This window comes from Streptomyces sp. PL-25, assembly GCF_058344915.1.
On sequence record NZ_CP136997.1, the window covers coordinates 1,813,123 to 1,831,771 of the forward strand.

General features: G+C 74.8%; 15 protein-coding genes. 6 read left to right on the top strand and 9 right to left on the bottom strand.

Annotated features, from left to right (window positions below; translation table 11 throughout):
- Positions 1-121: 121 nt before the first annotated feature.
- Genes R4Z62_RS08060 through rsmH form a run of 3 tightly spaced genes read right to left on the bottom strand, consistent with a single transcriptional unit; the run spans position 122 to position 3,649 of the window.
- Complete coding sequence (locus R4Z62_RS08060; protein WP_491519425.1) at positions 122-2,089, bottom strand: peptidoglycan D,D-transpeptidase FtsI family protein; 1,968 nt, start codon at positions 2,087-2,089, stop codon at positions 122-124.
- A 5-nt stretch (positions 2,090-2,094) separates the two neighbouring features.
- The gene (gene ftsL, locus R4Z62_RS08065; protein WP_491519426.1) at positions 2,095-2,679 is read right to left on the bottom strand and encodes a cell division protein FtsL; all 585 of its coding nucleotides are present in this window, start codon (positions 2,677-2,679) and stop codon (positions 2,095-2,097) included.
- Between the two features lie 13 nt (positions 2,680-2,692).
- Positions 2,693-3,649 (bottom strand): 16S rRNA (cytosine(1402)-N(4))-methyltransferase RsmH, encoded by a 957-nt coding sequence (rsmH, locus tag R4Z62_RS08070; RefSeq protein WP_491519427.1) that lies wholly within the window; start codon positions 3,647-3,649, stop codon positions 2,693-2,695.
- A 422-nt stretch (positions 3,650-4,071) separates the two neighbouring features.
- Between rsmH and R4Z62_RS08075 the strand changes: the two genes are divergently transcribed.
- From R4Z62_RS08075 to R4Z62_RS08090, 4 genes are all read left to right on the top strand, one after another.
- Positions 4,072-4,617: a beta-class carbonic anhydrase gene (locus tag R4Z62_RS08075; RefSeq protein ID WP_018567467.1), complete on the top strand. Its 546-nt coding sequence runs from the start codon at positions 4,072-4,074 to the stop codon at positions 4,615-4,617.
- A gap of 309 nt (positions 4,618-4,926) precedes the next feature.
- Positions 4,927-6,000 carry an AAA family ATPase gene (locus tag R4Z62_RS08080; RefSeq protein WP_381743733.1) on the top strand — a complete coding sequence of 358 codons (1,074 nt, stop codon included), beginning with the start codon at positions 4,927-4,929 and terminating at the stop codon, positions 5,998-6,000.
- The gene (locus R4Z62_RS08085; protein ID WP_064532562.1) at positions 6,000-7,460 is read left to right on the top strand and encodes a DUF58 domain-containing protein; all 1,461 of its coding nucleotides are present in this window, start codon (positions 6,000-6,002) and stop codon (positions 7,458-7,460) included. Before R4Z62_RS08080 ends, R4Z62_RS08085 begins: the two co-directional genes overlap by 1 nt.
- 328 nt (positions 7,461-7,788) lie before the next feature.
- Positions 7,789-10,182 (top strand): transglutaminase TgpA family protein, encoded by a 2,394-nt coding sequence (locus R4Z62_RS08090; RefSeq protein ID WP_491519428.1) that lies wholly within the window; start codon positions 7,789-7,791, stop codon positions 10,180-10,182.
- Positions 10,183-10,519: 337 nt separating this feature from the next.
- On the opposite strand, the gene R4Z62_RS08095 is transcribed toward R4Z62_RS08090, so the two are convergent.
- From R4Z62_RS08095 to R4Z62_RS08105, 3 genes are all read right to left on the bottom strand, one after another.
- A complete protein-coding gene (locus R4Z62_RS08095) occupies positions 10,520-10,909 on the bottom strand; it encodes an SCO2097 family morphological protein (RefSeq protein ID WP_491519429.1) in 390 nt (129 codons plus the stop codon).
- A 275-nt stretch (positions 10,910-11,184) separates the two neighbouring features.
- Positions 11,185-11,970, bottom strand: a complete 786-nt coding sequence (locus R4Z62_RS08100) for a methyltransferase (protein ID WP_064532568.1) — start codon at positions 11,968-11,970, stop codon at positions 11,185-11,187.
- 174 nt (positions 11,971-12,144) lie between these two features.
- Positions 12,145-12,765 (bottom strand): SAV_6107 family HEPN domain-containing protein, encoded by a 621-nt coding sequence (locus R4Z62_RS08105; protein WP_491519430.1) that lies wholly within the window; start codon positions 12,763-12,765, stop codon positions 12,145-12,147.
- A 209-nt stretch (positions 12,766-12,974) separates the two neighbouring features.
- On the opposite strand from R4Z62_RS08105, the gene R4Z62_RS08110 reads away from it, so the two are divergent.
- Entirely contained in the window at positions 12,975-13,604 is a 630-nt protein-coding gene (locus R4Z62_RS08110; protein ID WP_064532572.1) for a TetR/AcrR family transcriptional regulator, read from the top strand.
- Between the two features lie 456 nt (positions 13,605-14,060).
- Positions 14,061-15,590: a phytoene desaturase family protein gene (locus R4Z62_RS08115; RefSeq protein WP_491519431.1), complete on the top strand. Its 1,530-nt coding sequence runs from the start codon at positions 14,061-14,063 to the stop codon at positions 15,588-15,590.
- A 123-nt stretch (positions 15,591-15,713) separates the two neighbouring features.
- Here R4Z62_RS08115 and R4Z62_RS08120 read toward each other — a convergent pair whose 3' ends face one another.
- From R4Z62_RS08120 to thiE, 3 genes are all read right to left on the bottom strand, one after another.
- Positions 15,714-16,763 carry an SCO2102 family sporulation regulator gene (locus tag R4Z62_RS08120; protein ID WP_491519432.1) on the bottom strand — a complete coding sequence of 350 codons (1,050 nt, stop codon included), beginning with the start codon at positions 16,761-16,763 and terminating at the stop codon, positions 15,714-15,716.
- A 57-nt stretch (positions 16,764-16,820) separates the two neighbouring features.
- Complete coding sequence (gene metF / locus R4Z62_RS08125) at positions 16,821-17,744, bottom strand: methylenetetrahydrofolate reductase [NAD(P)H] (RefSeq protein WP_018567457.1); 924 nt, start codon at positions 17,742-17,744, stop codon at positions 16,821-16,823.
- Positions 17,745-17,897: 153 nt separating this feature from the next.
- Positions 17,898-18,560 carry a thiamine phosphate synthase gene (gene thiE, locus R4Z62_RS08130; protein WP_355479885.1) on the bottom strand — a complete coding sequence of 221 codons (663 nt, stop codon included), beginning with the start codon at positions 18,558-18,560 and terminating at the stop codon, positions 17,898-17,900.
- Positions 18,561-18,649: the final 89 nt, after the last annotated feature.

The following is an 18,649-nucleotide window of genomic DNA, read 5'->3' on the forward strand; positions in this document are numbered from 1 at the left end:
TTCCTGGTGGTTCTGGTCCGGTGGTACGGGTTCCGGCGGGTGCTGCGTGCCGGTCGGGGGCCGCTGGGGCGCTCGGGGTACGGGCTCGGGCGGGCTGGGCCGAAAGGGGCTGCCCGGCGGGTCAGGGCTTGTAGTCGACGGGCAGGTTCGCGGTCTGCGCGCCGGTCGGCGGCACCTGGAGGGTCTTCAGCGCGAACGTCATGACCTGCTTGTAGATCGGACCGCAGATCTGGCCGCCGTAGTAGTTGCCCTTGGTGGCGTTCTGGATCGCGCAGTAGACGGTGATGCGGGGGTTGTCGGCCGGGGCGAAACCGGCGAAGGACGAGGTGTAGCCGCGGTATCTGCCGGTGGCCGGATCCACACGGTTGGCCGTACCGGTCTTGCCCGCGACGCGGTAGCCGGGGATGCGGGCCTTGAGGCCGGTGCCCTGCTCGTCGTCGACCACGGACTCCAGCATCTGGGAGAGTTCCCTGGCCGTCTCGGCGCTCACGACCCGCTGCTTCGCGGGCTCGGCCGCCGGGGTGAAGCGGCCGTCGGGTCCCTTGGTGCCGCGCACCAGGCTCGGCTGGATCCTGACCCCGCCGTTGGCGATCGTCGAGTAGATGGACGCCGCCTGGAGCGCGTTGAGGGAGAAGCCCTGGCCGAACGGGACCGTGTACTGCTGCGAAGTGGACCACTTCTCGGGCGGCGCCAGGATGCCCTTGGTCTCGCCGGGGAAGTGGATGCCGGTGTAGCCGCCGATGCCGAACTTGCGCAGATACGAGTAGAGGACCTTGTTGGCCTCCGGCTGGGTCTTGCCGAGCCGTCCGGTGGCCAGGATCGTGCCGATGTTGCTGGACCGGGCGAGCACGCCGTTGAGCGTGAGGTACCAGGTCTCGTGGTCGACGTCGTCCTGGAAGAGCCGGTCGCCGCGGTGCAGCCGGTTGGGTACGACCACATGGGTGCCCGGGGTGGCCACGCCCTCCTCCAGCACGGCGGCCATCGACATGAGCTTGGCGGTGGAGCCGGGCTCGAAGGCGTCCTGGACGGCGGCGTTGCCGAGCGCCGCCGGGTCGGCGTGGGCCAGGTCGCCCGGGTCGAAGCCCGGGGAGTTCGCCATGGCGAGGATCTCGCCGGTCCGGGTGTCCTGCACGATCACGTAGCCGCGGTCCGCCCGGGAGTCGCGCACCTGCTGGGTGATGGCGTTCTGCGCGGCCCACTGGATGTCGCGGTCGATGGTCAGCTCGACGTCGGTGCCCGGGACGGCCGGGGTGCCGGTGGTGCCCGCGGTGGGCACCTCGCGGCCGCCCGACTGGGTGTAGCGGATCTTGCCGGGCTTGCCGGCCAGCTGCTTGTCGAGCTGCTGCTCGATGCCACCGCCGCCCTTGCCCTCGGCGTTGACCCAGCCCAGCAGCGCGGCGGCCAGGTCGCCGCCCGGGTAGACGCGCTTGGTGCTGGGCTCGGAGAAGACCCCGGCCAGGACGTTGGCGGCGGTCTTGTCCGTGCGCGCCTTCTGGGCGAGCGCGGCCTTCAGGTCCTTGATCTGCGTCCAGACCTGCGGGGTCTGGCGGCGGGCCAGCAGCACGTAGCGGGTGTTCGCCGTGCGCAGCTTCTTCGCCAGCTGGGCCTGGTCCTGGCCGATGATCGGGGCGAGCAGCGCGGCGGCCTGTTCGGGGCCGTCGCCGACCTTGAGGCTCTCGCGCGTGAACATCGTCGGGTCGGCCGTGATGTCGTTCGCGTCCACGCTGGTGGCCAGGGAGACGCCGTTGCGGTCGGTGATGCCGCCGCGCTCGGCGGCGATGGTGTGCACCACGTAGCGGTTGGCCTCGGCCTTGGCCGCGTAGGCACCGGCGTCGACGGCCTGCACCTGGAGCAGCCGGACCACGAAGACGAGCATCACCAGGGTCAGCGCGAGGGCGACCATGCGCAGTCTGGGCCGGGGGCTGCCCAGGCGCAGGACGCGCACCGGCGGGGGCCGCCAGGTGGAGTTGGGGCGGCGGGCCGGACGGGCGCCGGGGCCGGGCCGCTGCCTGCCGCCGCCGGGGCGGGCCTGCCTGGCGGGCCTGGCGGGTCCGGGCACGCGGCGGCGCGGCGGTTCCCTGTCGGTCACTTCCGTCACCTGCCGGGGGTCGGGGTCGTGGCGGGCTGAGGTCCGGTCGCGTCGGCCTGCCCGGTGGGCGCGGCGGTGTCGCTCCCGGGGGGCGCGGCGGGCGCGCTCTGCCCGGTGTCCGGGGCGGTGCCGTCGGCCGCGGGAGCGGGGGCCGCGGGCGGCACGCTGCCCGTCAGGCTCTCGGGCGGCCGTACGGACACCGGGAGGTCGTAGGCGGCGGACTGCTCGGCGGCGGCGGAGGGCACGCCCTTGACGGTGCCGTCGGGGTTCAGGAAGGCGGGATCACCGCCGGGCACCATGCCCAGTTGCCGCGCGCGGCGCTGGAGGGCGTCGGGGGCGGAGTAGGAGTCGATGTCCCGCTGGAGGGCCTGCTCCTCGTCCGTGAGGTTCTTGGTGTCCTTCTTCAGGTCGTCCATCTGGAAGGCGCCTTCGCTGAGCGCGGAGTTCAGCACCAGCAGTCCGATGAGGCCGCCGCCCAGGAGCAGCACGACGAGCAGGACGAAGGGGGCGCGGGCGGCCTGGGGCCCCTTTCCCGGCAGGAGCCGCGCCAGCCGGGCGGCACGCCCCCGCGGCTCGGGTTTGCTGCTCACTGGTCCCCCTGGCTCACTCGGCGTCCTCCCTGATGCGCTCGGCACCGCGCAGCCGGGCCGGTGCCGCCCGCCGGTTCTCGGCGATCTCTTCCTCGGTGGGAAGTTCGGCACCGCGGGTGAGCAGCTTGAGCCGGGGCTGGTAGCGCTCGGGGACGACCGGGAGCCCGGAGGGCGCGGTCGTGGCGGCTCCGGCCGCGAACACCTGCTTGACCAGGCGGTCTTCGAGCGACTGGTACGACAGTACGGCGATCCTTCCGCCGACGTCGAGGGCCTTTACCGCGGCCGGGATCGCCCGCTCCAGCACGGCGAGTTCGCCGTTGACCTCGATGCGCAGCGCCTGGAAGGTGCGCTTGGCGGGGTTGCCGCCGGTGCGCTTGGCGGCCTGGGGCAGCGCGTCGCGGATCAGCTCCACCAGGCGGGCGCTGCGGGTGAAGGGCTCCTTCTGCCGCTCGCGCACCACGGCGGCCACGATCCGCTTGGCCTGCTTCTCCTCGCCGTAGGCCCGCAGGATGCGCACCAGTTCGCCGGGCGGGTAGGTGTTCAGCACCTCGGCGGCACCGATGCCGGCCGACTGGTCCATGCGCATGTCCAGGGGCGCGTCCTGGGCGTAGGCGAAGCCGCGGTCGGCCTCGTCGAGCTGCATGGAGGAGACCCCGAGGTCGAACAGGACGCCCCGCACGCGCGGCAGGCCGAGCCTGTCGAGCACGTCGGGCAGTTCGTCGTAGACGGCGTGCACCAGGGTGGCGCGGTCGCCGAAGGGGGCGAGGCGTTCGCCGGACAGGCGCAGCGCCTCCTTGTCGCGGTCCAGGGCGACGAGGCGGGCCTCGGGGAAGCGGGTGAGCAGCGCCTCGCTGTGTCCGCCGAGCCCGAGGGTGCAGTCGACGACCACCGCTCCCGGCCGCTCCAGGGCGGGTGCCAGCAGATCCAGGCACCGCTGGAGCATCACGGGGACGTGTCGGCTGTCGCTCAAGGGGCCCTCTCAGGTCCGGCGGGCCCGCACGCACCGCCGGGTCCCCGACCGCTCGCGGGACGAGGGGGCCCTGCCGGCGCCGGAAGCGTCAGCCGACCGGGAGCGGGAGGAGGCCGAGCCGTACGTACGCGCCGCGCACGTGGGGAGACTGTCGGGCGCGAGCCGTGGTCTCCGGGGAAATGCCGTGCAGCAGGGAGGGCTGCGCCTCCCGCTTCGCGTCACTTTAGTCCACCGTGTCGCCCGGTCAATCAACCGGCCTGCGCGTCGCCCGCCGGAGTGCCGGGACACGGCGCGGGCCGCCGGTTCACCCGCATGGACGCGGATCACCCTGTGTGTGGGTTCTCTCACAACAAGCCACTGTGATGTTCTTTGTCCGCTCCCACGACGAGACCGCGGCGCGCACGCCCAGTAACGTCATGAGTATGACGACTTCCGCATCAGTTCCCGCCGGTCCCGAGGACGCCATAACGGACCGTTCCGTCATCGACCGGCTCGTCACGGCCAACGGGACCTACGCCGACGCGTTCACCGACCCGGGCATGGACGCCCGGCCGGTCCTCCAGGTCGCCGTCGTGGCCTGTATGGACGCCCGTCTCGACCTGCACGCCGCGCTCGGTCTGCGGCTCGGCGACTGCCACACGCTGCGCAACGCGGGCGGTGTGGTCACCGACGACGTGATCCGTTCGCTCGCCATCAGCCAGCGCGCGCTCGGCACCCGCCGGGTGGTGCTCATCCACCACACCAACTGCGGCATGCAGACCATCACCGAGGACTTCCGCCACGACCTGGAGATGGAGGTCGGACAGCGCCCCTCCTGGGCGGTGGAGGCCTTCAAGGACGCCGACCAGGACGTGCGGCAGTCGATGCAGCGGGTGCGCACCTCGCCGTTCCTGCCGCACACCGACGACGTGCGCGGCTTCGTGTTCGACGTCCGCACGGGCCGGCTGCGCGAGATCGACCCGGAGTGACCCCGGGCCCCGCCCCGGGGTGCCGGGGCGGGGCGTCGGTGACATGCGGGCGGGACCGCGACGCCATGCGGGCGGGTTGCGCGTCGTCCACGGTGAAAAGTCGTGAAACCCGAATATCGCGGCCAGTTGTCCACAGGCGAGTGACACGAATCGGTAACGGCGGCAAGAATGCGGGGTGTGACATCACGCGGGACCTTCCGGGTGATGTCGTGTTCGGGGTGGGCCCGGTCCGCGCAGCGGGGCGTCGGCCCGGAAATCTGGGGAATCCCCCGCCCGGCGACGGGTGCGGGGACGGGCCGAGGAGGGCCGGTGACGACCTATGACGATCGAGCGAGCCATGGGGGTGCCCCCGCGCGAGCGCGGTCGGGCGTGGGGGGTGATCTGACCGCCACCGTGGAGCGTGTCCGCGGTTCGGTGGAAGGAGTGATCGAGGGCAAGCCCGAGGTCGTACGGCTCTCGCTGACCGTTCTGCTCGCCGAGGGGCACCTCCTCATCGAGGACGTCCCCGGCGTGGGCAAGACGATGCTCGCCAAGGCGCTGGCGCGCTCCATCGACTGCTCGGTGCGGCGCATCCAGTTCACGCCCGACCTGCTGCCGTCGGACATCACCGGTGTGTCCATCTGGGACCAGCAGCGCCGGGACTTCGAGTTCAAGCCGGGCGCCATCTTCGCGCAGATCGTGATCGGCGACGAGATCAACCGCGCCTCCCCCAAGACCCAGTCGGCGCTGCTGGAGTCCATGGAGGAGCGCCAGGTCACCATCGACGGGCAGACCTACGAACTGCCCGCCCCCTTCATGGTGGTGGCCACGCAGAACCCGGTCGAGATGGAGGGCACCTACCCGCTGCCCGAGGCGCAGCGCGACCGCTTCATGGCCCGGGTGTCCATCGGCTACCCCAGCCCGGAGGCCGAGTTGCAGATGCTGGACGTGCACGGCGGCGTCAGCCCCCTGGACGACCTGCAACCGGTGGCGCACGCGCACGACATCGTGAAGCTCATCGACGCGGTCCGCGCGGTGCACGTCGCCAAGGCCGTGCAGCGGTACGCGGTCGACCTGGTCGCCGCCACCCGCACCCACCCCGACCTCAGACTCGGCGCCTCCCCGCGCGCGACCCTGCATCTGCTGCGCGCGGCGAAGGCGTCGGCCGCGCTGAGCGGCCGGGAGTACGCGCTGCCCGACGACGTGCAGGCGCTCGCCGTCGCGGTGCTGGCCCACCGGCTGCTGCCCACCGCGCAGGCGCAGCTCAACCGGCGGACGGCGGAGCAGGTCGTCGACGAGATCGTGCAGCGCACCCCGGTGCCCGCGGCGGCCCAGGCGGGCGGCGGCCTCGGAATGGGCAACACCGCGCCGGAGTTCGGCCGGCAGCAGCCGCGGAGGCTGTGATGACCGGCCCGGGGCCCGCGCGCGCGGAGGACGAGCAGGGCGGCCGGGGCGGCTTCCGTACGGCGCTCTCGGGTCTCACCACCCGCGGCCGGTCCTTCCTGGCCGCCGGGATCGCGGCGGCCGTGTGCGCGTACATCCTCGGGCAGGGCGAACTGCTGCGGGTCGGGCTGCTGCTGGCCGTGCTGCCCCTGGTCTGCGCGGCCGTGCTCCACCGCACCCGCCACCGGGTCGCGGGCAGCCGCCGCCTCAGCCCCGGGCGGGTGCCCGCGGGCGCCGAGGCCCGCGTCCATCTGCGGATGGACAACGTCTCCCGGCTCCCCACGGGCCTGCTGATGCTCCAGGACCGGGTGCCCTACGTCCTCGGGCCCCGGCCGCGCTTCGTCCTGGACCGGATGGAGCCGGGCGGACGCCGCGAGGTGTCCTACCGGGTCCGCTCCGACCTGCGCGGGCGCTATCCGCTCGGCCCGCTGCAACTGCGGCTGACCGACCCGTTCGGGATGTGCGAGCTGACCCGCTCCTTCTCCGCCTACGACACGCTCACGGTCGTCCCGCGCGTGGAGCCGCTGCCGCCGGTGCGGCTGAGCGGTGAGGCCAAGGGGTACGGCGACGGGCGGCAGCGTTCGCTGGCGCTGGCCGGCGAGGACGACGTGATCCCGCGCGGCTACCGCTACGGGGACGATCTGCGCCGCGTGCACTGGCGCTCCACCGCGCGCTACGGCGAGCTGATGGTGCGCCGTGAGGAGCAGCCGCAGCGGGCCCGCTGCACGGTGCTGCTGGACACCCGCGCCGTCGCCTACCGGGGCGCGGGCCCCGACGCGGCCTTCGAGTGGGCCGTCTCCGGTGCCGCCTCCGTCCTGGTGCACATGCTGGAGCGCGGCTTCTCGGTGCGGTTGCTGACCGACACCGGTGATTCGGTGCCGGGCGAGGGCTCGGAGGGCTTCGCGGGGGCCGGCCAGGACTCGGCGGACGCGGCCGGGCTGCTGATGGACACCCTCGCCGTGATCGACCATTCGGACGGAGCGGGCCTCTCCCGCGCCTACGACGTGCTGCGCGGCGGCAATGAGGGCCTGCTCGTGGCCTTCCTCGGCGATCTCGACGAGGCACAGACCACGATGGCCGCGAAGATGCGGCAGCGCAGCGGGGGCGCGGTCGCCTTCGTCCTGGACAGCGAGGACTGGAACCGTGACCCGGCGGGCGCACCCGCGGCGGGTGACGCGGCCGGTGCGCGGCTGCGGATGCTCCGTGACACGGGCTGGACGGCCGTGCGCGTGCCCCGGGGCATGTCCCTGGACGAGGCATGGCGCCGGGCGGACCATGAGCGCTCCGCCTCAGGCCCGGTCGGCGGCTCCCACTTCGCCCCGTCGACGGCGGCGAGCCGGGCGGGATCCGGCCCGGCGGGGCCGGGCACGGGCGGACCGGTGGCGGCGCGCGGCGCGGGCGCGGCCGGGGAAAGGCCGTGATGGGCGGCACGGCGGCGGGCCGGGCGCCGCGGCGGCCGGGTGGATCACCGCCGGGTACCGGGCCGGGATCCGCCACCGGAGGTGCGGGGGCGGCCCGGGGTGGCCGACGGAACGGGCGGCGAGGCCGTGGCAGTGGGCTCGGGCCCCGCGTCGGGTGCGGGAGCGGGAACGCGCGCAGAAGTGGGCGCGGTCTCCGGCAGCGAGCGCGGGCCGGGTCCCGGCTCCGGGCGCGTCGGGATGTCGCGGCGTCCCTGGCCGGGGCGCGGGCGAGTGGGGACAGGGGCATGAGCGGCGTGACCCGGCCGGTGGGCCGGCGGGAGGGGCGGGGATGAGCGGGCGGACGCGGTTGGCGCTGTGTGCGGCGGTGGCCACACTGATGGCGGCGTGCGCGTTGCTGCCGCTGGTCTCCCCCGCCACCTGGATCCTCCAGGCGACACTGATGCTCGCGGTGCAGTCGGGCGTCGGCGTGGCGGCCCGCCGGGTGCCGCTGGCGCGCCCGCTGACCGTGGCGGCGCAGGCCCTGGCCACCCTGCTGCTGCTCACCCTCCTCTTCGCCCGGCAGCAGGCGATCGCCGGGCTGATCCCCGGTCCGGACGCCTTCCGCCGGCTGGCCGCCCTGCTCCAGCAGGGCGGTGACGACGTCGGGCGCTATGCGATCCCGGCGCCGCTGTCCGACGGCATCCGGCTGATGCTCATCGGCGGTGTGCTGGTGATCGGGCTGATCGTGGACACCCTCGCGGTGACCCTGCGCAGCGCGGCCCCCGCCGGACTCCCGCTGCTCGCGCTGTACTCCGTGGCGGCCGGGCTGTCCGACGGCGGCTCGGCCTGGCTGTGGTTCCTCCTGGCGGCGGCCGGCTACCTCATGCTGCTGCTGGTCGAGGGCCGGGACCGGCTCGCGCAGTGGGGCCGGGTGTTCGGCGGTGCGGCACGGGCGCCGGGCGGCGGGTCCGGCGGCGCGGTGGCCCCGATCCGCACCGGACGCCGGATCGGCGCGGTCGCGCTGGGTGTCGCCCTGGTGGTGCCGCTCGCCCTGCCCGGAATGCGCGGCGGCCTGCTGGACGGCGACGGCGGCGTGGGCTCGGGCATCGGGGGCGGCGGCACCATCTCGGCGGTGAACCCGCTGGTGTCCCTGCGCGACAGCCTGAACGTCGACGAGAACCGCACGGTCCTCAGCCTGCGCACCAACTCCCCGAACGCCTCCGACCTGTATCTGCGCATCGTCTCCCTGGACGACTTCGACGGCACCACCTGGAAGCCGTCCCAGCGGCACATCGTCGGCGTGCCGGACCCGTTCCCCAGCCCGTCCGGCCTGGACGGCGGCGTCCGGCGCACCGAGATCACCACCTCCGTCGCCGCCGCCGACTGGTACGCGCAGGACTGGCTGCCGATGCCGTACCCACCGAGCGGTGTGCGGGTCGATGGCAGCTGGCGCTACGAGCCCGTGGGCATGACCCTGGTCGGCGACCACGGGCAGAACACCCGCGGGCTGTCGTACCAGGTCAAGAGCCTGGAGGTGCAGCCGACGGCGGAGCAGCTCGCCACTGCCGGGCAGCCTCCCGCGGCCCTGGAGCGCGAGTACACCAAGGTGCCCGACAGCCTGCCGGGCGTCGTGGCGAGCACCGCGCGCCGGGTCACGGCGGGAGCGGCGAACCACTACGAGCAGGCGGTGAAGCTCCAGAACTGGTTCTCCTTCGAAGGCGGCTTCCAGTACGACACTCAGGTCGAGGTGGGCTCGGGCTCGCAGGGGATCACACGGTTCCTCAGGGACAAGCGGGGCTTCTGCGTGCACTTCTCGTTCACCATGGCGGCGATGGCCCGTACGCTCGGCATCCCCGCGCGGGTGGCGGTGGGCTTCGCCCCCGGTGCCGCGCAGGGCGACGGCAGTGTCCAGGTGGGGCTCAAGGACGCGCACGCCTGGCCCGAGCTGTACTTCCAGGGCGTCGGCTGGACCCGCTTCGAGCCCACGCCGACCCGGGGCACGGTCCCGCAGTACACCACCTCGGACCCCTCGAACTCGACGCTGCCGAACCCGGCGCTGCCGTCCCAGGGGGCCAGCTCGCAGCCGTCCGCCGCGCCGTCCGCGAGCACCGGCTGCACCCCGCAGATGAAGCGGCTCCAGGAGTGCCCGAGCCCGTCCGCGCAGGCGGCGCTGCCCGCCGGGGACAGCGGCACGCCGTGGGGGGTGGTCACGGGCTGGGCCCTGGGCGGGCTCGCCGTGCTCGTCCTGCTGCTGTCACCGCTGCTGTGGCGGAAGCGGAGAAGAGCCGTCCGGCTGGGGGCGCACGGCCGGGGCCCGGCGGACGCGCTCCCGCACCGGCTGGCCGTCTGGCAGGAACTGACCGACACGGCCTGGGACTTCGGGATCTTCCCGGACGAGTCGCAGACCCCGCGCAGGACGGCGGAGCGGATCGTCCGGGCGGGACGGATCGACCCGGTGGCCGCCGCCTCGGCCCACCGGCTGGCCGACGCCCTGGAGCAGGTGCTCTACGCGCCGAGCCCGAGCCCGATGCCGGGGCTCGCCGACGACGTCCGCCGGGTCGTCGCGGGGCTGCGCGGCTCGGCCTCGCGCGGCGCCCGGCTGCGCGCCGCCCTCGCCCCCCGCTCGACCGCGCGTCTGTCCTGGGCCCTCTCCGCCCGTTCGGCCGCCCTCCGCGCCCGCGCCGCGGCTCTCCGCCCGGCCCTGCGCCGCCCCTCGCGCCAGCCCTCGCGCCAGCAGGGCTGACCGCCCGGCGCGAGGTGGTCGCCAGGGCCCGCCCCGGGCGACCACCGAGGGGAACGGACCGGCCGGGGGGCGCTCCGAGCCGCGTCGTGACGGACCGGGCCGCGTCCTGCCCCGGGATCGTCCACCGCCGAGCCCGCCGAGCCGCGTCCTGCCGGGGCGCGTCTTCCTGGGCCGACAAACCACCGCGGGCGGGACGGGCGGGGCCGGGCGACCGGGCGCCGGGGCCGGGGCCGGCTGGCCGGCCATGGAGGCGAGGCACGGCATGAGCAAGGAGCCGACCACGAGTCGTGGTCGGCTCCTCACACAAGCCGTTCGTGATGTGCCGCTCGGGCGGGGGCTATCGTCCCTGCTCGTCGCGGCGGCGCTGCCAGCGCTGCTCGATGCGGTCCATCATGGAGCGCTTCGAACGGGCCTGACGGCCCGGGTGCGGGCCGACGGCGGGCCGCTCGCCCGGCTTGGGAGCCTTGCGCCAGCCGGTCACGGCCAGCAGCGCGCATCCCAGCATCACCAGGAAGCCCACCACGCTCACCCAGGGATACTGGGCGATCACACCTGCCATGAGGAGCGCGATACCTACGAGGAAGCCCGCGACCGCCTGGTAGACCCGCCGCCGGGTGTACGTACGCAGCCCGCTTCCCTCGAGCGCCGACGCGAACTTGGGATCTTCGGCGTACAGCGCTCGCTCCATCTGCTCGAGCATGCGCTGCTCGTGCTCCGAGAGCGGCACGGAGTCCTCCTCATCGTGCAGTCGCCGGGGCGACCCGGGGGGTCCCTTCAGGATAGGCAGGGAATCGCCCCCGTGAAACCCGCCCCTCTACGCCAATTGGCCAACCGGATCACCATGACGGAACCCGGCTCGCTGAGGCTTCATTCCCCGGCGACCGGCCCGTCATGCCGGGCGGCCTCCCTCGATCATACGGCGCCACCACCTGGATCGGGGGGCCTGTGGCACACTCCATGCCCGGCCGGGCCGCCGGCCGGCGGCCCGTCGCACCAGGCCGGTCAGGCCCCGGGCGCACCCCGGGTCTCACCGAGGACGTGGAGCTGGGTGGCCACGGAGTGAAACGCCGGCAGTTCGGCCGCCGCCGCCTCCAGCTGGAGCAGGGCGTCCAGCGCCCCCGGCTCGGTGTCCACCAGCACGCCCGGCACCAGGTCGGCGAAGACCCGTACGCCGTGCACCGCGCCGATCGCCAGGCCCGCCTCCTCGACGAAGCCGGTGAGCTGCTCGGCGGTGAAGCGCCGCGGCACCGGGTCGCCCTCGCCCCAGCGCCCCTCCGGGTCGCCCAGCGCCTGCCGGGCCTCCGTGAAGTGGCCGGCCAGGGCCCGCGCGAGCACCGCGCCGCCGAGACCGGCGGCGAGCAGGCTGAGCACTCCCTCGGGGCGCAGCGCCGCGACCGCGTTGCCGACGCCGGCGGCCGGGTCGTCGACGTACTCCAGGACGCCGTGGCAGAGCACCGCGTCGTAGCCGCCGCGCTCGACCACGTCGAAGAGGCCGTGCACATCGCCCTGCACGCCGCGCACCCGGTCGGCCACACCGGCCTCACCGGCGCGGCGCTCCAGCGCGAAGAGCGCGTTGGGACTGGGGTCGACGACGGTGACACGATGGCCGAGGCGGGCCACGGGCACGGCGAAGTTGCCGCTGCCGCCGCCGGTGTCGAGGACGTCCAGCGACTCCCGGCCCGTGGCCTTGGCCAGCCGGTCGAGGGCGTCCCGCAGGACGTCCCAGACCACGGCCGTGCGAAGCGAGGCGCGGGATCGGGCGACGGGTGGGCGCATCGGGTCCGACACGGCAGTTGACTCCTCGCGGCGGCACCGCCTCGGGTACGGCGGAGCGATCGGGCTGCCTCCCCGGCCCGCGACACGGGAGGTGGGAAGGCTTCAGGCGTCTCCACCCTATTGCCTCCGCCGCCCGGTCCGCCCGTCGCCTCGGCGCCGCCTCCCGCCGCCCCGGACCCGCGCGGGTCAGCCCGCGTCCGGTATGCCGTCGGCCGGTGGTCGCGCAACCCGCGCGCCGCCGGTCCGCGGACCTCCGGCCTGCTCGGTCCCGGCGGTGTGCGGTCCTGCCGCCGGCTCCCCCGGCCGGGGCGGCGGCAGGACCGGCTGGAGGACCAGCATCCGCTCGACGATGCGCAGGAACATCGCCACGTCCCGCATCAGGTCGTCGGCGTCCCGGTGGCCCGCCGCGCCCCGCACCCCGGCCTCGGCCAGCGCGCGGCGGCGGGCGCCCGAGGCGAACAGGGCGCTCCACTCGGTCAGTTCGGGTGCGATCTCGGGGAGCACCTCCCAGGCGCTGCGGATCCGGGCCCGCCGCCGGGAGCCGGTCTCCGGGCGGGCCCGCGCGGCGAGCACAGCGGCGGCGGTGCGCAGGGCGGCGAGGTGGGCGGTGGCGTAGCGCTCGTTCGGTGTGGGGAGGACGGCCGCCTCTTCGAGGCCGGACCGGGCCTGGGCGAGCAGGTCGAGGGCGGCGGGCGGGGCCGTGGCCCGGCGGAGCACGGGGTGCACGTCGCTCGCCGGGCCGGTCAGTGAGGGGGCAGGGCCGGTGGCGCGGCGCCGGCGGGCGGCGGCCGCGGAGGGTTTGGCCATGACGAACCTCCTGTCGTCTGGGTGACGGCACGGGTGCCGTATGTGCCCATCGTGTGGTATGCCACTGACAATCCGTTCTGACCTGGTCTTTTGCCTCGCTCGTCCGTGCGGGCCCGGCGGCGGCGCGGGGCCGCCCGGCGTGGGGTGGCCCGGGGCCGCGACCGGTGGCGGCGCTCGGCGGGCGGCCCGTTCCTGTGACAATCAGGGCCATGGAAAGCAGCAGCGCCACGCCGGGCGGCCGTACCCGCCGCGAGGCCACCCGGCAGAAGCTCTACGAGGCAGCCGTCACACTCATCGCCGAGCAGGGCTTCTCCGCGACCACGGTGGACGAGATCGCCGAGCGGGCCGGGGTCGCCAAGGGCACCGTCTACTACAACTTCGCCAGCAAGTCCGTCCTCTTCGAGGAGTTGCTGCGGCACGGCGTGGGCCTCCTCACCGCCTCCCTGCGGGAGGCGGCCGAGCACGCGGCGCGCGCGGGCGGCGGCCGGGTCGACGCCCTGGACGCGATGATCCGCGCCGGGCTGGTCTTCATCGACCGCTATCCCGCCTTCACCCAGCTGTACGTGGCCGAGCTGTGGCGCACCAACCGGGCTTGGCAGTCCACGCTCATGGTGGTCCGGAAGCAGGCGGTCGCGGTCGTCGAGGACGTGCTGCGCGACGGCATGGCGAGCGGCGAGTTCTGCGCGGAGATCGATGTGCCGCTGACCGCCGCCGCGCTGGTCGGGATGGTGCTGGTGGCCGCCCTGGACTGGAAGGCGTTCCAGCCGGAGCGCTCCCTGGACGACGTCCACGCCGCGCTGTCGCGGCTGCTCCAGGGCCGGGTGAGCGGCTCCCGCTGAGAACACGCGCGGGAAGAGGCGCCGGTGCGCCGTGGCCGCGTCCCCCGCGGGCCACCACGCACCGGCGCCTCCCGGTGTTCCCCCGTGTTCCCCCGTGTCCCCCTGTTCCCCCGTACCTCGCTGCTCCCCCGTCGGACCCCGTTCGGTCGTTCCGGGCTCCCCCGTGCCTCGCTCCCGCCGACCTGGGCCGGCGGAAGGAGCGGTCCAGGGCAGCGCCGTTCCGCCGCCCCGTGTCGGCGGTACCGGCGCTGTGCCCCTTCCCGTGCCTCCACTCTCTCGTCCGCGCGGGCCGGGGCCCATCCGCGCAGGTACTCATCTCGCCGTCTAGGTACGAGTACTCAGCCCTCCGTACCCGTCCCCGGGCACCCGGCCCGGACGGCCCCGCGCCTCCCGCGCAGGCGCCGGCCGCGGCACCCGGAACGGGGATTGTCGGTGGTGGTCGGTAGGGTCGCGGGCATGGCACGGATTGCGGTGATCGGCGCCGGGATGGGCGCGATGGCGGCGGCTGCCCGGCTGGCCGTCGCGGGCCACCGGGTGACGGTGTACGAGCGGACACAGACGTACGGCGGAGCGGTGCGCCGCTTCGAGCGGGACGGCTTCACCTTCGACACCGGTCCCGCCCTGCTTCCGCTGCCCGCGGTCTACCGCGACCTGTTCGTGAAGACCGGCAAGGAGCCCCTGGAGGACCGCGTCGAGCTGGTCCAGGTCGCCCCCGCGGCGCGGCACGTCTTCGCGGACGGCACCGAGTGCGCCCTGCCGAACGCCTCCCGCGCGGGCGTCGTCGCCGCCCTGGACGACGCGCTCGGCGCGGGCGCCGGGCAGCGCTGGGGCGACTTCCTGGTGCGGGCGCGCGAGGCGTGGGACCGCACCCGGCGCCCGCTGCTGGAGGAGCCGCTGTGGCCCGACTGGCAGGTGCTGGCCGAGCGCGAGCCCTATCCGGCGGTTCCGCACAAGCGCCTGCTGCGCACCCGCCGGGCCGCCACACTCGCCGAGATCGGCGCCTGGGAGCTGCGTGATCCGCGCCTGGCCGCGCTCCTGGACAGCCACGCGCTCGCGTACGGGCTCGATCCCCGGACCGCCCCGGCGAGCGCCGCCGTGCTGCCGTACATGGAGCACGCCTTCGGCGTCTGGTACGTCCGCGGCGGTCTGCGCGAGCTGGCGCGCGCGGTGTACGAGCGGTGCACGGCCCGCCGGGTCGAGTTCGTCTTCGGCACCGAGGTCGCCCGGGTCGTCGAGAAGGACGGCCGGGTGGCGGGGGTGGAGTTCGCGGACGGGGGCGGCGCCGAGGCGGAGTTCGTGGTCACCGCTGCGGCCCCCGGGACGCCGGGCGGCCCCGGCGCGGTGCCGGACGGTGCGGGCGCGGTGCCGCCGCAGCGGGGGCTGCCGAGCCGGCTGACCGTGCTGCTGGCGCTGCGCGGCGCCCGCCCGGAGGGGACGGCCCACCGGACCGTGGTGCACGCGCCCGACCCCGCGCAGGAGTTCGAGGCACTGTTCGGCGCGGACGGTGCGGGCGGTACGGGCGGTACGGGGCTGCCCGCGCGGCCCACGGTCGTCGTGGCTCGCCCCGGCGATCCCGCGCTGGTCCCGGACCCGGAGCACGAGGCGGTCACGCTCACGGCCACGGTCCCGACCCAGGGTTCGGCGGCGGCCGCCGGGCCGCGGGATCTGGCCGCGCACGCCGACCGTATGATCACCGCCGCCGCCCGAGCCGTGCCCGGACTGCGCGACCGGCTGCTGTGGCACGAGGTCCGCACGCCCGCCGACATCGCGCGGGAGACGGGCGCGCCGGGCGGGTCGGTGCCCGCGCCGGCGCTGGCCGCGGGCCGGGGACGGCTGCTGCATCCGGCGAACTCCACCGGTACCGAGGGCCTGTTCGCCGTGGGCGGCTGGGCGCATCCCGGCGGCGGGCTGCCGCACGCCGGCATGTCGGGCGCGCTGGTGGCCGGGCTCGTCGTGGAGGGCCCGGACTTCCGCGGCTCGCAGTGAGCCGGGGGCGCGGGCGCGACGAGTACTGAGGCCGGCTCAGGAGCAGGGCGGTGAGGCCGCCGGAGGGCCGGCAGGGCCGCCCGAGGGCCGAGGAAGCTGCCCGGGGCGGCCGGTGAGGCTGCTTCAGAAACGGTACTGCTCGTCGTAGCCCGCGCCGTGCGGCGCCTGGCCGTGGCCGGGTGCCTGGCCGTGCGTCTGCCCCTGGCCGGGCCCTTGGCCGTGGGTGCCGTCGCCCTGTCCGTCGCCCTGGTACGGGTACGGCTGCTGTTCCGGCGGGAGCTGGCCGCCGTAGGGGTCGTCGCCGCGCTGCTGCGGGACCCACACGCCGCCCGGCGGGGTCTCGCCGCCGTAGCCGCCGCCCGGACCGCCCGCGGCGTACTGGTCCTGGCCGCCGTAGCCCTGCCGGCCGTAGTCGCCGGGGTGGCCGGTGCCGGTGCCGCCGTCGTAGGTCTGGGTGCCGATGTACGGGTCCGAGTAGGCGGCATACTGCTGCTGGCCCGTGCCGTCGTAGCCGTAACCCTGCTGCTGGTACCCGGAGTAGTCGTAGCCGTAGCCCTGGTCGGGGGCCTGGGCGGTGGCGGCGTACGGGTCCGGGGCCGGACTGCCGGCGGAGTGGCCGGTGCCGCCGTAGACGCCGTAGGAGCCGGTGTCGTCGGGCAGCGGCTGCGGGGCGTAGACGGCGGTGGACTCGGCGGCCGTGGGCTCCGGCGGACGGGTCGGGGTGAAGACGTCGTCGGGCTCGTCGTCGTGCCCGTAGGCGGAGGCGTCGGGTCCGGGCCCGTCGTACGCGCCGGCCGGGTCGTCGGCGCCGAACGCCTCACCGGGGCCGTCGACGGCGGCCTCCGGGCCGGGGTTCTCCGGGGCCGCGTCCTTGCGGCCGCCCCTGCCCCGGCGGCGCTTGGTGCCCTCGGCGGCGCCGGGCTGCCGCACCGCCCAGCCCGCGACGAAGCCGCGGCGGAAGGACAGCGTCACATAGGTCTGCCCGGTCGCGAAGGCGATCGCCCCCAGGGCGATGACCAGGACGGACGGCAGGAGCACACCGAGGACCACGCAGAGGAAGCCGCCGAAGGCGAGCAGCCGCCAGCGCAGCCGCGCCTTGTACTGCAGCAGCACCTCGCCGAGCAACCACAGTGCGACGCCGCCGAACGCGATGTAGAGGACCGCCCAGCCCATGTACGCCCCTCTCCCAGTGGCCGTTCCGCAGTGTGTCGCACCCGTGATGCGACCGGTCTAGGCCCGCGGTGAGCGGTGCGGGCCCAGGTTCTCGTGGATCTCCAGGGTCGCCGTGGAGTTGTTGAGCGTGATGAAGTGCAGTCCGGGCACTCCTTCGGCCAGCAGCCGCGCGCAGAACTCCGTGGCGAACTCGATGCCAATGGAGCGTACAGCGGCCGGATCGTCCTGCGCCGCGAGGATGCGCTCTTTCAGGGCGCCGGGGAAGACGGCGTTGGTGAGCGACGGGATCCGCGCGAGCGTCTTCACACTGGCGATGGGCATGATCTCGGGGATGATCGGGGTCTCGCAGCCGGCCGCCGCGACCCGGTCGCGCAGCCTCAGATAGTCCTCCGGGTCGAAGAACATCTGTGTGACGGCGTAGTCGGCGCCGGCCCGGCACTTGTCGACGAAGTGGCGGACGTCCGTGTCCCGGTCGGCGGAGCGCGGGTGCATCGCGGGGAAGGCCGCGACACCGACGCAGAAGTCACCGGAGGTCTTGATCAGCTCGACGAGTTCGGCGGCGTAGCGCAGACCGCGGGGGTGGGGCACCCACTCGCCCATCGGGTCGCCGGGCGGGTCGCCGCGCAGGGCCAGCATGTTGCGGATCCCGGCGTCGGCGTACTGCCCGATGATGTTGCGCAGGTCGGCCACGGAGTGGTCGACGGCGGTGAGGTGGGCGATCGGGGTGAGCGTGGTGTCCGAGGCGATGGCCTCGGTCGCCTTGACCGTGCCCGCGCGGGTGGAGCCGCCCGCGCCGTAGGTCACCGAGACGAAGTCGGGCGCCACGGCCTCGACCCGGCGCAGCGCGTTCCACAGGTTCCGCTCGCCCTTCGGGGTTTTCGGGGCGTAGAACTCGAAGGAGTACGTCGTCTTGCCGGTCGCGAGCATGTCGCGGACCGTGCGGGCGTGGTCCGACCTGGTGGATGCGGTGCCGAGGGCCATACCCGCAGGTTAGCCAGGGTGCGGCGGCCACCCAACCGAACGATGGCTTTTTGCCCGGTTTGCCGAGTTGTTGTCCACTCCTTGGACACTTTCTGTCCACGGACGCGCCGGACCGGTCCGCGGCCGGGGCTGAGATCGGGGCCGGGGCCGGGGTCAGACCGTCTCGCGCAGCCGCTTCGCGAACTCCGCCGCCGCGGCGCCGGGATCAGCGGCCTCGGTGATCGCCCGGACCACGACGACCCGCCGGGCGCCCGCCTCCAGCACCTGGTCCAGATTGCCCAGGTCGATACCGCCGATGGCGAACCAGGGGCGGTCGGTGCCCAGGGAGGCGGTGTACCGGACCAGGTCGAGGCCGGGCGCGTGGCGGCCGGGCTTGGTCGGGGTGGGCCAGCAGGGGCCGGTGCAGAAGTAGTCCACGCCGTCCTGGACGGCGGCAGCGGCGGCCTCGGACTCGGCGTGGGTGGAGCGGCCGATCAGGATGTCGCCGCCGAGGACGGCGCGGGCCGCCGGGACCGGCAGGTCGCCCTGGCCCAGATGCAGCACGTCGGCGCGGGCCGCGTGGGCGACGTCCGCGCGGTCGTTGACCGCGAGCAGTCTGCCGTGGCGGGCGCAGGCGTCGGCGAACACCTCCAGGTGCTCCAGCTCCTCCCCGGCCTCCATGCCCTTGTCGCGCAGCTGCACGATGTCGACCCCGCCCGCGAGGACCGCGTCCAGGAACTCGGGCAGGTCGCCCCGGTCCTTGCGGGCGTCCGTGCACAGATACAGGCGCGCGTCGGCCAGACGGGCGCGGGCGGCGGCTGCGGCGGTGTCGGACATGCGTGGAGTCCCCCTGCGATCGGATCAGTGGTGCGTGGTCGTGCGTGCTGCGGGGCGTGCGTACCGCGCGCAGTGCCTACGCGTGTGCG

Excerpts from the sequence above, each read along its gene's own strand:
- R4Z62_RS08115 (WP_491519431.1), top strand. The coding sequence starts at position 14,061 with ATGGCACGGATTGCGGTGATCGGCGCCGGGATGGGCGCGATGGCGGCG.
- thiE (WP_355479885.1), bottom strand. The coding sequence starts at position 18,560 with ATGTCCGACACCGCCGCAGCCGCCGCCCGCGCCCGTCTGGCCGACGCG.
- R4Z62_RS08075 (WP_018567467.1), top strand. The coding sequence starts at position 4,072 with ATGACGACTTCCGCATCAGTTCCCGCCGGTCCCGAGGACGCCATAACG.
- R4Z62_RS08110 (WP_064532572.1), top strand. The coding sequence starts at position 12,975 with ATGGAAAGCAGCAGCGCCACGCCGGGCGGCCGTACCCGCCGCGAGGCC.
- R4Z62_RS08090 (WP_491519428.1), top strand. The coding sequence starts at position 7,789 with ATGAGCGGGCGGACGCGGTTGGCGCTGTGTGCGGCGGTGGCCACACTG.
- R4Z62_RS08085 (WP_064532562.1), top strand. The coding sequence starts at position 6,000 with ATGACCGGCCCGGGGCCCGCGCGCGCGGAGGACGAGCAGGGCGGCCGG.
- R4Z62_RS08105 (WP_491519430.1), bottom strand. The coding sequence starts at position 12,765 with ATGGCCAAACCCTCCGCGGCCGCCGCCCGCCGGCGCCGCGCCACCGGC.
- metF (WP_018567457.1), bottom strand. The coding sequence starts at position 17,744 with ATGGCCCTCGGCACCGCATCCACCAGGTCGGACCACGCCCGCACGGTC.
- R4Z62_RS08120 (WP_491519432.1), bottom strand. The coding sequence starts at position 16,763 with ATGGGCTGGGCGGTCCTCTACATCGCGTTCGGCGGCGTCGCACTGTGG.